Raw genomic sequence first — 15434 nt, forward strand, 5'->3', positions numbered from 1 at the left:
TGTAAATCGCTGCGAATTTTATTAAATTTAGCTTTACCTGTATCTGAGCCATGCATAAAAATCCGGGCATCATCATTCTATTTCTCTTCATGAGCCTGGCTATAAACTCCATCTTTGCCCAGGATACACTCCGTGCCGACAGCATGGTCGACATCATTGCTACCGCTCCGCGCGAAAGACTGGTTTTTGTTTTTGACACCATGGAAAAAAATCTGGCCAAGGCTTCCACCGGGCAAGCGCTTAGTTCAGCATTCCAGGCTTTATCGGCAGCACGCAACAGTAAAAAGATATTAGCCGAAGTATTGGCGTGTCGTAACATTGCACGCATCTACGATCGCATCGGCAACAAGGAAGAAGCTTTGCGTTATTATGATGAAGCGCTGCTCGCAGCCTCCAACCGTAACGATAAGTTTGCATTGGCGCTTGCGCAGTATAACATTGGCGAATTTCTGAGTCAGCAGGAACTTCTCTCCGAAGGTCTGCAGCATATACTCAATGCCGCCAAGACCTTTGAAGAGCAGAAGATGTTTAGCTACGTGGTGCTGTGCCATTATGAAGGCTGTATGATTAACTATCGCGCCCGTAACTACCGCCAGTGTATTGAAGAAGGGTATAACGTATTGAACTACCACGAGAAACTTTCACTCGGTGAAATTACTCCGGCAAGCAAGTTTCAAAAGATGAGTGTCTACAACACCATTGCACTGGCAAACTATGCTATTAAACAATTCGACATCGCGATCATTAACTATGAAAAGGCAGAGGCTATAGCGCGGGAGATCAACAATGAATTCTGGATCGGCCTCATCAACGGGAACAAAGCGGTTGTGTTAAAAGATTTGGGCCATACGCAGGAAGCGATCAAGAGTATACTGGCTGACTATAACACCAGCAAAAAATTTAAAGTATGGGGAAGTGCCGGCATGGCGGCTACCGAGTTGTGTGAAATATACCTTTCCATGAATGATACCCGGATGGCGGCACGTTACCTGGACTCTGCCAAAGTTCTGTTTACACTCGAGCCCAAAAAAGTTGACAGGCGCAAAGCCATGGCAAATTATTACCGAACATACTCACGGTATCAATCTGCTGTCGGGAATTTTACGGCTGCCTATAAAGCTTTAGATCGTCACGTTGATCTGCGCGACTCGCTATACCAGGAGCAGGAATCGCTTAACCTGGCCAAAGTAAAGGCAAGCTACGACCTCGACCAGAAACAAACGGAGATTGAACTGCTTACGAAGAACAATGAAATTCAGCAGGAACGTATACGCAGTCAGCGCACCATTTTTATTGCTACCCTGGTGGGATTGATACTGCTGGTAATTCTGGTGATTAACCTGATCTATAACTACAGGCGCCAGCGAAATATAGCGAAGGTTATACGCGTGCAGCACGATGAAATTGAAATGAAGAATACGGAGCTGGAAGCACAGAGCGCCAAACTGCAGGAGAACAACCAGTATATACAATCGCTCAACGCGCAGCTCGAACAAAAAGTAATGGAGCGCACGCATGAGCTTGAACTTGCCAATAAAGAATTGGACACTTTTCTATACCGGTCGTCACACGACATGCGCAGGCCTATTACAACGTTGCTGGGCCTGAACCAGGTGGCTCGTTATGTTATCAATGACTCAAACTCGGTAGTTGTACTATTCGATAAAGTTGTGGAAACCGCGCGCAGCATGGACAGCATGTTGTTTAAGATGCAGATGATGTATGAACTGAACAAAACCGATCTGCCTCTTGAACCGGTAAACATCAACCAACTGATCCACGACAGTGTGCGTTATTTTGAATCAGACTTTGAGAAATATAGCATTACACATCACGTTACCATTCCGCACGATATTGTTATACTTTCGAATGTGGCGTTGCTGCAGATCATTTTCCGAAACGTTATTGAAAACTCTATACTCTTCCGCAAAACGCAGCCCGGTGCCCAGCCATTTATCGATGTTAACATTTTAAATCTGAACGACACCATCGAGATTACCGTAGCTGACAACGGCATAGGCGTTGAAGAGCGATATCAGTCTCAATTGTTTGATCTGTACTTCCGCGCCTCGCAGGCATCAAAGGGTAATGGACTAGGACTCTACCTTGTAAAGAAGGCAGTCACCAAGTTGAACGGAAGCATCGAACTGATCAGCGATTACGGTATCGGTACAACCATCACCATGAAGCTTCCGATCATTCAATAAAAATTTCTTTTTTCTTCTTCTGCCAGGATACTGAATTTATTTCAGGCAACATTTTCGGATAGTCGTGCAATTACTACTTCGTGCTGTTCGCGATGTCCGCAGTAGGAGCATTTATAGTGTTTCAAAAGCAAGCCGGTGCGCGATGGTGTCGGAGCCTCCTCAAGTTCTTCGGAGTCGATCTTCATGGTATAGTATCCGCATTCCGAACATTCCTCTGCATGCTGATAGGCATTATACTTTTCTATTTTCTTAAAGCCAGTCTTATCGTCAATCCACACGTCATAATCCACCAGGTGTACTTCATCTTTCTTGGTTCCTTCCAGGTGATGTTCCTGCACTTCTGAATCCGTAAGCTTGCGCATCATATTACCGGCCGGAGACGTGCGTGGCATATCACGCAGTTGAATAAGTTTTCTTTCTATATACCCTGCGTAGTAAACTTTCACGAGGCTGAAGAAAACAAAGTAGGCAATAACAGTAAGTCCCAATGAAATAAAGATGCGAACATAAAACCACCGCATGCTGTTGGCTTCAATGGCACGGCTTGCAATGGTGTTGGCGAAGAAAGTACCAGCCAGGGTAAACGCCATCACGGCATACCAGAAGTAGCGGATCTCGTTCAGGTTTACATAATCATACTTCTCTTTATAGTCTTTAATCTGATAAACTTTAAACTCATGATACACGAGAACAATAATCCCGAGGGCCACACATGTTGATGCGCCTGCGTACATGTACCGGTCCCACATAGTGAAAAATGTAGACGTAGTTTCCATAGGCTTCTGTTTTTGATTGTAACTAAAGTTACTATTTTTTAGGTCAATTAGCCAGCAATCAGCAGATGCGTTTTACCCTAATCATTAGGCATTTAAGAGCATAAAATACCCGTTATAACACATCGCTTCTGCAGATACTCCGTAGGCTACAACCAGAATTTTGTAATATTGTGCTTTAACAAAACCATTTTAGAATCATAAACTGCTATGGCTAACAACTTATTGAAAGGAAAACGCGGTATCATCTTCGGAGCATTGGATGAAAACTCGATCGCCTGGAAAACTGCTTTAAAAGTTAAAGAAGAGGGAGGATCATTCACCTTGACCAATGCGCCCATTGCCATGCGTATGGGTAAGATTAACGAGCTGGCCGCAGCCTGCAATGCTGAAGTAATTCCGGCTGATGCTACATCGGAACAAGATCTTACCAATCTTTTTTCAAAGTCTGTAGAAGTATTGGGTGGCAAACTCGATTTTGTACTGCACTCGATCGGTATGAGTCCCAACGTGCGCAAAGGCAGACCGTATGGCGACATGAACTACGATTTCTTCCTGAAGACTCTCGACATCTCAGGTGTTTCTTTTCACAAAGTAATGCAGACGGCAGAGAAACTGGACTCTATGAACGAGTGGGGTTCTATTGTTGCGCTTACGTATATAGCAGCACAACGCACCTATCCTGATTATTCAGACATGGCGCAGGCGAAGGCTGTTCTGGAATCTATTGCGCGCAGCTATGGCTACCGCTTCGGTAAACTGAAGAAAGTACGTGTCAACACCATCTCTCAGTCGCCTACCAAAACAACAGCAGGCTCGGGTATCTCCGGGTTTGACGTGTTCTTTGACTATGCACAAATGATGTCGCCTCTGGGCAATGCATCATCTGATGACTGCGCAAACTATATTGTTAGCTTGTTCTCTGATTTTACACGCATGGTTACCATGCAGAACCTGATGCACGATGGAGGTTTCTCTTCAACGGGTATCACCGAAGATCTTATCCAACGCTTAACAAAGTAAATATACTCATGAGCAGAGCTGCGAGTCATCCTGTACTCGCAGCTCATGACTCACAGCTCGCAGTTATCTATGGTGTCTTTCCCACCCTGCAAAATCAACCTCGGCCTTCACATCATCCGAAAACGAGGCGATGGTTTTCATGATTTAGAAACTTGTTTTTACCCGGTACCGTGGACAGACATCCTGGAAATTATTCCTTCGGATATACTTTCGTTTACAACTTCGGGGGCTGCTATACCGGGCAACGATGCAGACAATCTGTGTCTCAAAGCATACCATCTCTTACAAAAGGATTTCAATCTCGCACCTGTAAAAATTCATCTGCATAAAATTATACCTACAGGTGCAGGTCTCGGAGGCGGCTCTGCCGATGCAGCCCATACTATACGCTTACTCAGCACCGTTTTCCAATTGAATCTTTCTGTTGAAAAGATGATGGCGTATGCCGCACACTTGGGAAGTGATTGTGCCTTCTTTATTCAGGACACCCCCATGATGGGCACAGGCCGCGGAGAAATACTTCAGCCCGCCTCGCTTTCACTAAAGGGTAAATACCTGGTTTTGATCAAACCTCCGGTTCATGTATCTACTGCCGAAGCGTATGCCGGTATATCTCCTGCACAACCTGCTATGCCGCTCCAACAAATATTGGAAACATACGCACTGGCAGACTGGAGGCACGTTGTTAAAAATGATTTCGAAGAATCAGTTTTCAAAAAATACCCTGCCATTGCCGATCTGAAAGATACTTTCTATCAGCACGGTGCTATATATGCCAGCATGAGCGGCTCGGGTGCTTCCGTATTCGGCATCTTCGAACGCGATGTTACGATGGCAATTCCGGAAGGATATACTTCCTGGAAAGGATTACTCTCATAGCTATATTTAAACTTTGCTTAATTGGTTTTGACAACTTTCTGCCGATATTGATTTTTATTGGTAGCAACATAAAGTATATACAGCCCTTGTGTATGTCCGGCCAGATCAAGTTGATAGCGTGATTCATCCTTCTCATACAAAACATTCAATGCATTGCCTTGCAGATCGTAAAGGTATATCTGTTCAGCAACTTCATCTTCGGGAATTTCAAAATTGAGATAGCGCGAAGCGGGTACCGGAAATATAGCCAGGGATGAGAATGAATGTCCCTCCACATCGGTAATGACTTCGGTTAACTCCGTGCGAAACACCTGACCGAAGCCCCCCACGGCAAAAACGTGTTTTCCAACAATACTCATATCCGCTATAGCCTCGTCTACTAACACCGGTAGCGACTCCTCTGTCCACGTCATACCAAAGTTGATTGACTTCCAGATTGCACCATAGTACGCACCCTCTATATACTTCGCTCCGTATGCAAAAACAACTTTGGAATCGGCCACCAGAAATTTATGGATGAGTATATTCTTGGGGAATGTACCAACCTCATACCAGTTTATGCCACCATCGTGTGTGCGCATAACTTTGCCGCCTATACTTGCAAAGCCAACTTGTTCCGTTGCAAACGTCATGCACTCCAGGTATTCGAATGAAAAAGATTTCACCTGCTGCCAACTTTCCCCATTACCCGAGTGTAGTATAGACTGCGTTGTGCCCAGGTAAAATTTAGAGCCGATGCGATTTAGCTCTACGATAAAATCATCCTCTTCGTGTATCGGTAACACCTGCCAGTTCTTACCACGATCACCAGATTTCAACAATACATTTCCCGAAGGTGCTAATGTAGTTCCACTGACAAACAATGAATCGCCCTCCACAATCGCTTCTGATAACGACATGAAATTTACCGGGAGCTCAATCGGTTCGATCTTCGTAGCACCGTCCTTCACATGAAAGTAACTATCACGAAAACCGTAAAATATACCATCATCAGAATTTTTGAAGTCCATGTCGAGAATGGCCAGCGAATCTGAGCCCTCTGCATATTGCCATGAATTACCACCATCGGTTGTTTTGAAAAATCCTTTGCCCGAAGAAGCGTATCCGTTTTTATCATCTGTAAAATCGCTGGCATAAAAGAACGGGTATCCGCGATTACGGACGTTCCATGTTTTACCGCCATCCTGTGTGGTGAGTATATTTCCGGCAGAGCCTACGGCGTAACCATGCGTGTGATCAGAGAATTTTATATCCGTGATAATATTTTCATCCTGTCCGCTAAATACAGGTATGGCTATATTTTCCCAGCTTTTCCCCTGGTCGTCTGTACGGAAAAGTTTCATGGTGTATTTAAAATCTCTGCCATACATAAAGCCAATCTTCTCATCAACAAAGTAAGCGGCATGTATATCGCGTAAACTGTCGAGCGAATTTTTCTCCCATGATTTACCTCCGTTTGTTGTTACAAAAAGATCATCACCGTACTGTGAACGTGTAACACGAGCAAAACCAACATCGCTGTTTACAAATTGAAGCTTTACCTCGCGATTCTCCAGGTCCGTAGGCACTTCAACGCGCGTCCAGTGTTCACCCCCATCGGTAGTCTTCATTACAAATTCAGTAAAGCCGAAGTTCGTGCTGATGTTGTCTACTTCATACCCGGAAATAAAACCGGTGTTCGCATCCAGAAATTCAACATCCGAATAGCTTATATAGGGAGCCGTGTCGTTTGACCAGCTTAGTGTTTGCCATGTGAGACCGCCATCGCTGGTGCGGAATATTTTTTGAAACTCTCCTACCGCATAGCCATGATCATCGTTTATGAAATATAGGGCACTGAAAAAAGCACTAGCCATATAGTGCGTGTGCGATTGTTTTATATCGAGCACCTTCTGCCAGCTCGCACCCCGATCGGTAGTTTTATATACCTGGTTCTGGTGCAGAAAATATCCCACCTGTTCGCTGGGAAAAACTATATCATAATAACGGGTTGCGGCCGTAATGTGTACCGGTAAACCATTTATTGCCTGCGCACTCCAGGTATATCCGCCATCAGCAGAGATGCCCATGGTATTACCAAGTGCATAGTACAACGATGTGTTGCGCGGCATAACCGCCCGGGCAAAAAACTGGTTGAAGGTTGTCTTCGGATGTATAGTCTGCCACTGTGCACATAACGGATAAAAAATGACAAGCAAATAGCCTGACAACAAAAGTCGTTTCATAATAAGAGAGGGTTTGGGGTTTTAGATAACGATGTGGTTTGCTCTGAAACAACGGTGGGGGTACAGCACCAACCAAATCGTTACACCTCATTGACACGCGTGCCTCTGGTAAAGTTGGGAGGTGAAATAAAAATTAAACCTTGTATGAATTGATGTTGATGTGTTTCTTGTAAATTTAGAAACCAACACGAAAGCAACTGTATGAACTATTGGCTGATGAAATCCGAACCGGATGTTTACTCATGGGATGATCTTGTACGCGATAAGAAAACGGTATGGGAAGGCGTACGAAATTACCAGGCACGTAACAATCTGAAAGCGATGAAGAAAGGAGACCTGGCGTTCTTCTACCACAGCAATGAAGGTAAAGCTATTGTAGGTATAGCAAAGATTGTAAAGGAATTTTACCCGGACCCAACCGACAACGAGTGGTCTGTCGTGGATATTGCTCCTGAGAAAAAATTTAAAACTCCGGTGACACTTGCACAAATAAAAGGTGACAAGCGTTTACAAGATATGGCGCTGGTGCGTGTCTCCAGACTTTCAGTACAGCCTGTAAAGAAAGAAGAGTTTGATATGGTACTAGCCTTAAGCGAAGGAAAATGATATACGGTATGAAGGGCAAGCTTCCAGCAATAACAATTTCTGCCAGCAACATCTGGTCTGTATGTTTAATAACCGGTATAGCATGGCTTATATCCTTGGATCTGTATAGCCAGACCCTTCAGCCGCAACGCTTCGAGCGACAGCAAAAAAATTCTGACGACTACTATCATGTTATATCGCTGAGGGAAGAAGGTCTTGCCTTGTTCCGCGAGCGCGACAAGTATAAAGGCAGCAACCGTATATGGGAGCTGGTACTGTTGGACACTGCACTACAGGAAAAGAAAGTGATCGAGCTTGAAATCAAGGAGCGCTATAAAATGATAGGCTATGAAATTGCTCCGGGTTCTATCTTTCTTTTATACCGCACCGGTGAAACCAACAAAAATGATTTTGAACTGATACAGGTAAAACTATCGGCCGATGAAACCAGCCGGTATACTATAAAACCTGATCTTGATTTTAAACTCACGCATTTTACCAAGACAGGCGACAGCTTTGCATTTGGTGGCTATGTTAACAACGAGCCTGCTATCTTTTTATATGAACTCGCCAGCGGACTCATTAAAGTTGTACCAGGTTTCTTTCAAAAAGATACCGAGCTTGTTGATCTGCGCACCAATCAGAACCAAACGTTCAATACCGTGCTCGTAGATCGTGGCACCAAAGGTGAACGCAGTCTCATCTTCAGAACCTATACCACCAGTGGCGAATTGCTGCTGGAAGATAAAGTACCCATCGAAGAGAACATCACGGTGCAGGCTGGTATAACCAGCACACTGGAGCGCGAAGAACTGATGGTGCTCGGTACATGGGGAGAAAAAAATTCGAAGCAATCTACCGGACTCTTTGCATTACCGATCGATCCGTTCCGCGATCAAAAAATATTGCGCGTTGATTTCGGTCAGCTTGAACACTACGTTGACTACCTGAATCCCAAACGCGCTGAACGGGTAAAAACGCTTTCGCGGGAAGCGCACGAGCGTGGTGAAATTCCAAACTTCATCAACTACGTTATGCCATTTAAAGTAACGGAGTATAAAGACGGATATTTACTGCTGGCGGAAGTATACTCACCGTCCAGCAATCTGAATCCATACTATAGCAGTCCGTACTATTACAATCCATATTCATATGGGCCGTATGGATTCAATCCGTACTTTCCGGGCTATTATTATCCGGGTATGAGTCGCATGTACCGCCCCTACCCGTATGGTTCCAATTCAAAAAGTGCAGATGAGATAAAAACCAATGAAAGCGTTGTTATTGCCTTTGATGCAAATGGCAAAGTAATGTGGGATCAAAGTATTAAATTAGATGAAGTAAAAATGGCATCGGTAGAGCAGGCTTCAGACTTCTGTGTAACCGGATCAAAACTTTCCATCCTATATAAGAAAGAATCCGAACTTAATATCAAGTCTGTTGTTCTCTCGGAAGACACCGCCTCGGTTGTTACTGAAAAAATAAAGACGAGTGATCCGGCCGATGACATCCGCTCGGAGAAAGATTATGAAGGCGGAGTACGACAGTGGTATAACAACACCTTTTATGTCTGGGGCTACCAAACCATTCGCAATGTTACCAAAGACGATCGCGTGCGCGATGTCTTCTACATTAACAAAGTGGTGGTATACTAGTCTGCTCATCATCATAAGCCTGGCGGCCTCCGGTCAGGTTGTGCAATCCGCCCGTTTTGAAATTCCGTTCTCGAAGAATGATGTACGCTTCGAAGTTATACCCGCGCATCAATACGGGTTGTTTTTATTAAGACGTCTCGGTGGTTTTCCTGACGATCAGTTAGAGATTGCCAAACTTGATACCGCCTTTCAGCAAGCGTGGCATGGATACCTGGCGGTTAACAAGCGCTATATTATGGTGGGCAAGCGTTCGGAAGGTGAACGGCTCTACCTGTTGTTCCGCTATATCGATTTTTCAAAGAATGATTTTGAACTCGTCACCATCGAACAGGCAACCGGTAATTTTATACGGTACCCGATCAGGAACTTTATTCCATTTACTCCTTCTGAATTTCAACTCACACAAAACGGTGCGTTGATTGGCGGCTACTACAACCGCGTGCCGGTGGTAATATACTTTTCATTCACCACACAAAAGGCTCGTATACTTCCGGGCCTGCTCAACGAAGCAGGTGAACTTACGCAAATCAAAACATATCCCAACGGAAGTTTTGATGTACTCATCAGTGCCCGCGGCATCAAAGGCATGAAAACCATCTGGATAAAAAGTTACGATGCCGATGCGGATCTCCTCAGTAATTATGCACTGGATACCGAAGATAACAAACACCTCATCTTTGCACGATCACTCAAAACCAATAACAACATGCAGGTGGTTGCCGGTGTGTTCGGAACGCGAAACTCCGAATATGCCCGCGGACTTTTTATCGCCACCATCGACCCGGCCGGCCTGCAACGACTTCGTTATTATTACTTCTCGGATCTCGAAAACTTCTTCAAGTATATGAAGGCCAAACGTGAGCAACGGGTAAAGGCTCGCATTGAACGCAAGCGAATAAAGGGGAAAAAGATCCGTTTCAATTATCGCTTCATGGTGCATGAACTCGTGCCTTACAACAACCAGTATATTTTGCTGGGCGAAGCATTCTACCCGAAATATACTTCGATCGATAATCGTGGCTATAGCGGCTTCTTCAGCAGTGGCTTTACACAGGGCTCCTACATACGCGATGGCCGTATCTTCGATGGCTATTACTACACGCATGCTGTGGTCATGGGGTTCGATCACAACGGCAACATTCAATGGGACAACAGCTTTGAGATTAACGATGTAAAAACATTTACACTGGAGCAGTTTGTAAAGCTGGAAACGCAGGATGACAAGATCGCGCTGCTGTATCTTTTTGAAAATGAACTTCGTTCCAAGATCATTAAAGACAACGAGGTGCTGGAAGGAAAATCTTCCGAGCCGATCAAAACTCCGATTAAAAATGAGGTGATCAAAAGAGAAGACACCGATATAGCCAAGCTTGATTACTGGTATAAAGATTATTTCTATGCCTTTGGCGTGCAGGAAGTTGTTAACCCCACGGCTGGCAAGCGCAGGGTATTTTTTATCAACAAGGTGAGCTACGAATGATTTTTTCAGCGCAATGCCGTAGCCACGTAAACACCTAAACACGTATATTTGCCCGGCATTATGCAGAAGAAATTAATACTTGACACCGACCTCCTCGATATAACGATTAGTCGTCTTTGTCAGGAATTAATTGAGAATCACGGAGATTTTTCTGAAAGCGTAATTATCGGCATGCAGCCCCGCGGCATTTTCGTTGCCGAGATCATCCACCAAAAACTCGAAAAGCTTACCAAAAAAGATATTCCCCTGGGATATCTGGATGCTACATTCCATCGTGACGATTTCCGCAGGCGCGAGATTCCGGCAAAGGCAAGCGAAACAAAAATTGAATTTGCCATTGAAGGCAAACACGTGGTGCTCGTAGATGATGTGCTCTTTACAGGACGCACCATTCGTGCTGCACTCGATACGATGATCGCGTTTGGCAGGCCCAAGAAAGTGGAGCTGCTCGTACTGATCGATCGGAAATATACCCGCGAGCTGCCCATTGCTGCCGACTACGTGGGTAAATCTGTCAATACGTTATCATACCAGCGTGTGCTGGTAGAACTCGAAGCTCAAGGCCATAAACAAAATAAGATCTGGTTGATCAATAAGGATTAAGGACTATGTCGAAACTCAGTCAAAAACACCTGCTTGGCATCAAGAACATTACCCGCGAAGACATAGAACTTATTTTCGAAACCGCTGAGAATTTTAAAGAGGTTATCAACCGGCCGGTAAAAAAGGTGCCTTCCCTGCGCGATGTTACGATCGCCAATGTTTTTTTCGAAAACTCAACGCGCACGCGGCTTTCTTTTGAACTTGCACAAAAGAGACTTTCTGCTGATACGATCAATTTTTCTGCGTCCAACAGCTCGGTAAAAAAAGGTGAAACACTGCTGGACACCGTGAATAACATCCTGGCGATGAAGGTGGATATGATCGTGATGCGCCATGCGAGCCCCGGAGCTCCGCATTACCTGGCCAAGCACATTAAAGCCAACATTGTTAACGCTGGCGATGGTACGCATGAGCACCCAACGCAAGCCCTACTGGACGCTTTCTCCATTCGCGAAAAGTTAGGATCGGTTGCCGGTAAGAAGATCGCCATCATCGGAGATATACTTCATTCACGCGTAGCACTCTCAAATATATTTGCACTGCAAAAGTTAGGCGCCAAGGTTATGGTGTGCGGACCGCCCACGTTGCTTCCTAAATTTATAGCACAACTCGGTGTTGAAGTGGAGCTCGATGTACGCAAGGCACTGCAATGGTGCGATGTAGCCAACGTGCTGCGTATACAATTAGAACGTCAGCAGATAAAATATTTTCCATCGTTGCGCGAATACTCGCTTTACTATGGCATCAACAAAAAATTGCTGGATAGTCTCAAGAAGCAGATCGTTATCATGCACCCAGGCCCTATCAACCGCGGTGTTGAACTGAGCAGTGATGCTGCTGACTCACAACATTCCATCATACTCGACCAGGTAGAAAACGGAGTGGCTGTACGCATGGCAGTGCTATACTTACTGGCCGGAGCAGCCTGATATATAGTATATGCCGATAGAAGCACTCACATCCAAAGATCTTGAACTGCTTCACGAGCTTCGGCCTCCGGATTGGAATCCGCTTGCACCGGTATTTGATTTTTACCTGCGTGTCGATTTTTGTTTCCCTATAAAATATACCGAGCACGGTGCTATAGCAGGCATTGGTGCCACCATCATTCACCAGCATACCGCATGGCTTGCACACATCATCGTGCATAACGACCATCGTAACAAAGGCATTGGCGGCATCATTACAAAAGCACTCATCGACCAGGCTAATAAACCCGGTATACAAACTGTATTGTTACTGGCAACTTCATTGGGCGAACCGGTATATAGAAGGCATGGCTTCATAAAAGAGATGGACTACCTGTTCTTCAAAACCGAGCAGGATACTTCATTCAACAACGGCTATACAATCTCTTCCTTCGAAGAGAGATTTACCCACAACCTTCTTCAACTTGACAGAGATGTTTCGGGTGAAGATAGATCCAAACTCATAGCACCGCTCTTAAAAGATGCAAAACTTATCGTTGAACAAAATGCTGTGCAAGGGTATTATCTGCCAACATTGGGCGATGGGCCGGTACTAGCCCGCAATAAAGAAGCAGGTTCCGCATTGTTATACTTCAAGCATACACAGGGAATAAAAAAGGCAGCGCTTCCGGAAGCAAACCAACATGGTATTGAAGCACTTACCTCTCTCGGGTTAAAAGAATATCTGAAAGGAAGCCGCATGTACCTCGGCAAGCCGCTCCCCTGGCAACCTGCTAAAGTTTACAACCGGATTGGAGGAAATTTCGGATAAAGTCTCAATATACTATAGGAGCGGTTTTTAAGTTCTATGTTATAGTGCGATCTTAACACCTCCAGATGTATACTAAATGAAAGAAGGCTCTATACGAAAAATTGAAATTCACAGTGATGAGATACAAGAAATAATCAGTGAAGTTCCGGGATGGATAAACCGGTGGGGCATTACACTCATCTTTGCTTTGTTTACCGTATTGTTGTTGCTCTGCAGGTTTATTAAATACCCTGATATCATTAATGCTACCGTTGTTGTTACTACATCTCCCCCACCATTAACGCTTCCGTCACGAACTTCCGGAAACATCACGCTGCTAAAGAAAGAGAACAGCAAAGTTCAAACAGGAGACCTGATCGCCTACATCAAATCCAATGCAAATCCGTTCGATGTACTCGCGCTGAAAAAGGCTGTACAGGAAAAAAGTCCCGAACTATATAAAAGCCCTTCCTGGAATCTTGGTGAGATTCAACCTTATTTTACAGATTTCCTCAATGCAACCAACGAGCTTCATCGATTCCAGCAAATTGACATTCACTCCAAACAGATAAAACAACTTTTACAACAGGAAAACGCGTATAAAAAATTAAGCAGTACACTTTCCGCTCAGTTCTCGATTACCCAAGAAGAACTTGCATTGGCACACGAAAAATTCAAACGTGATTCACTGTTGTTCAGGCAACAGGTAAACTCTGCGCAAGACTATAATGCCGCTCAGGCGCTTTACCTTCAACAAAAACATACCTATAAGAACTCGGAGTCAAGTATAACGGCAAACGAAATTCAGATCAGTGTACTGCAGAAACAGATCGTAGAACTAGAAGCTCAAAAAACTGATCAGAATAATAAACTAATTCTTAACGCGGAAAATACACGCAACGAGCTAATGGCAAGAATTGCCAAGTGGGAAGAAACTTACTTATTTATAACACCTATAGAAGGCACTATAGCGTATTTGAAATTTCTGGACAACAATATATATACAGAGCCCGGAAAAGAATTGTTCACGATAATACCGGATACCAGAAAGATGTATGCGCAGGCTGAAATACCAATTGCCGGATCAGGAAAAGTACAAAAAGGCCAAGCCGTAAACATACGACTCGCTAATTTCCCTACGGAACAGTTTGGCATGTTGAGAGGAATCGTTACCGAAATATCTGAAATACCATCTGACAAAAAATACCTGGCCAAAATCGAATTACCAACGGGACTCTTAACAACCTACAACAAAGATTTACCATTTAAGAATCAACTACATGGCGAGACGGAGATAATCACAGAAGATCTGAGAATCATTGACCGGATATTTTATCAATTCCGATATCTGCTGAGAGACCGACAATAGAATTGAATCGCCTCCTATAAATTGATCAGCTTTAAATATTCATTTATAGGTTCCAGTCCTATCTTCAATCTTCGTTCATTCAACGACTCAACGTTCTCAACATCATACAAAACCCACTTACCGTCACTCCCTTTTACTGTTTGAGTTCCGTATATCTGCTTAAGTCCTTTTTTCTTGCGGATTCTGTCGGTCATAAGTGCTAACGCCTTCCAATCCAGATCACCGTTCTCCGCAGCCTTTTCAAACAAAGGATAATAAGTCTCCATAGTCGATATATCGGAATGTTGAACCACAAAGAACAAGTTGATCGCATACTTAAACGCCTTTGTACGATCAGGATATCCCTCTGCATTCAATATAGCAATCACCGATAACAAATTAATGGAGTCAAGCGCAGCCTGCTGTCGAAAATAACTCTTGCGAAGAGCAGCGTCACCAACTCTATTTCTGGAAATACTATCAATCTTACTTCTGAAGAATTGATCCTTCTTCCCGATATCTTTTAGTTTTTTTATCAACGCTGTATCTCTCATTTTTTCCTGGTCACCTGCTAAGTTCATAATTGTTTTCCAATCTTTACTCTTTTTAATAGCATCCCAATCTTCACTTTCTTCAAGTTCGGAGGCTGATGTGCCTGCCCGTTGAATACATTTCTTCAGGTAGCGCATAGCATCATTTTTCTTACCTGCTTTCGAAAATGAAATAGAACACGAGCAATATATATTGGGGTTAACATAATTCTCGCTAATGGACTCAATTGCCGATTGATAGTATCGCGCTGACGTTAGGAATGACTTCGATTCATAGCAAGAGTCCGCTTTTTTTACGTATGCAGAATAATTCTGACTGTGAACTGACGAAGAAAAAAAAAGTGACAAAAACATCAGCGAAAAAGTATACAAAAAATTCATATTGC

At 44.0% G+C, this 15434-nt stretch carries 13 protein-coding genes; 10 read left to right on the forward strand and 3 right to left on the reverse strand.

All coding sequences use genetic code 11. The annotated features are described in order from the left end of the window. The first annotated feature begins 50 nt into the window (after positions 1–50). Positions 51–2207: an ATP-binding protein gene (locus tag ACFQ21_RS11050; protein ID WP_377578911.1), complete on the forward strand. Its 2157-nt coding sequence runs from the start codon at positions 51–53 to the stop codon at positions 2205–2207. Positions 2208–2248: 41 nt separating this feature from the next. Here ACFQ21_RS11050 and ACFQ21_RS11055 read toward each other — a convergent pair whose 3' ends face one another. Further along, positions 2249–2983, reverse strand: coding sequence for a hypothetical protein (locus ACFQ21_RS11055; protein ID WP_377578913.1), 735 nt, complete (start codon positions 2981–2983; stop codon positions 2249–2251). 207 nt (positions 2984–3190) lie between these two features. On the opposite strand from ACFQ21_RS11055, the gene ACFQ21_RS11060 reads away from it, so the two are divergent. Together ACFQ21_RS11060 and ispE are read left to right on the forward strand one after the other, a co-directional pair. Next, positions 3191–4003, forward strand: coding sequence for an enoyl-ACP reductase FabI (locus tag ACFQ21_RS11060; RefSeq protein ID WP_377578915.1), 813 nt, complete (start codon positions 3191–3193; stop codon positions 4001–4003). Between the two features lie 45 nt (positions 4004–4048). Continuing rightward, entirely contained in the window at positions 4049–4882 is an 834-nt protein-coding gene (ispE, locus tag ACFQ21_RS11065) for a 4-(cytidine 5'-diphospho)-2-C-methyl-D-erythritol kinase (RefSeq protein ID WP_377578917.1), read from the forward strand. A gap of 17 nt (positions 4883–4899) precedes the next feature. Here the strand turns inward: ispE and ACFQ21_RS11070 are convergent, their stop codons facing one another. Continuing rightward, positions 4900–7107 carry a YCF48-related protein gene (locus ACFQ21_RS11070; RefSeq protein ID WP_377578919.1) on the reverse strand — a complete coding sequence of 736 codons (2208 nt, stop codon included), beginning with the start codon at positions 7105–7107 and terminating at the stop codon, positions 4900–4902. A 201-nt stretch (positions 7108–7308) separates the two neighbouring features. On the opposite strand from ACFQ21_RS11070, the gene ACFQ21_RS11075 reads away from it, so the two are divergent. The 7 genes from ACFQ21_RS11075 to ACFQ21_RS11105 all read left to right on the forward strand — a co-directional run bounded on the left by ACFQ21_RS11075 (position 7309) and on the right by ACFQ21_RS11105 (position 14518). Continuing rightward, complete coding sequence (locus ACFQ21_RS11075) at positions 7309–7713, forward strand: EVE domain-containing protein (RefSeq protein WP_377578921.1); 405 nt, start codon at positions 7309–7311, stop codon at positions 7711–7713. A gap of 8 nt (positions 7714–7721) precedes the next feature. Next, on the forward strand, positions 7722–9347 hold the full coding sequence (locus ACFQ21_RS11080; RefSeq protein WP_377578923.1) for a hypothetical protein: 1626 nt from the start codon (positions 7722–7724) through the stop codon (positions 9345–9347). Next, positions 9286–10827: a hypothetical protein gene (locus ACFQ21_RS11085; RefSeq protein ID WP_377578925.1), complete on the forward strand. Its 1542-nt coding sequence runs from the start codon at positions 9286–9288 to the stop codon at positions 10825–10827. Before ACFQ21_RS11080 ends, ACFQ21_RS11085 begins: the two co-directional genes overlap by 62 nt. A gap of 60 nt (positions 10828–10887) precedes the next feature. After that, positions 10888–11430, forward strand: a complete 543-nt coding sequence (pyrR, locus tag ACFQ21_RS11090) for a bifunctional pyr operon transcriptional regulator/uracil phosphoribosyltransferase PyrR (protein ID WP_377578927.1) — start codon at positions 10888–10890, stop codon at positions 11428–11430. Between the two features lie 5 nt (positions 11431–11435). Next, the gene (locus ACFQ21_RS11095; RefSeq protein WP_377578929.1) at positions 11436–12359 is read left to right on the forward strand and encodes an aspartate carbamoyltransferase catalytic subunit; all 924 of its coding nucleotides are present in this window, start codon (positions 11436–11438) and stop codon (positions 12357–12359) included. Positions 12360–12369: 10 nt separating this feature from the next. Continuing rightward, positions 12370–13170, forward strand: coding sequence for a GNAT family N-acetyltransferase (locus ACFQ21_RS11100; protein WP_377578931.1), 801 nt, complete (start codon positions 12370–12372; stop codon positions 13168–13170). 76 nt (positions 13171–13246) lie between these two features. After that, the gene (locus tag ACFQ21_RS11105) at positions 13247–14518 is read left to right on the forward strand and encodes an HlyD family secretion protein (RefSeq protein WP_377578933.1); all 1272 of its coding nucleotides are present in this window, start codon (positions 13247–13249) and stop codon (positions 14516–14518) included. Positions 14519–14532: 14 nt separating this feature from the next. On the opposite strand, the gene ACFQ21_RS11110 is transcribed toward ACFQ21_RS11105, so the two are convergent. Next, a complete protein-coding gene (locus tag ACFQ21_RS11110; protein ID WP_377578935.1) occupies positions 14533–15186 on the reverse strand; it encodes a DUF6624 domain-containing protein in 654 nt (217 codons plus the stop codon). Positions 15187–15434 lie beyond the last annotated feature (248 nt).

Source organism: Ohtaekwangia kribbensis (assembly GCF_042676245.1).
Classification (GTDB): domain Bacteria; phylum Bacteroidota; class Bacteroidia; order Cytophagales; family Cyclobacteriaceae; genus Ohtaekwangia; species Ohtaekwangia kribbensis.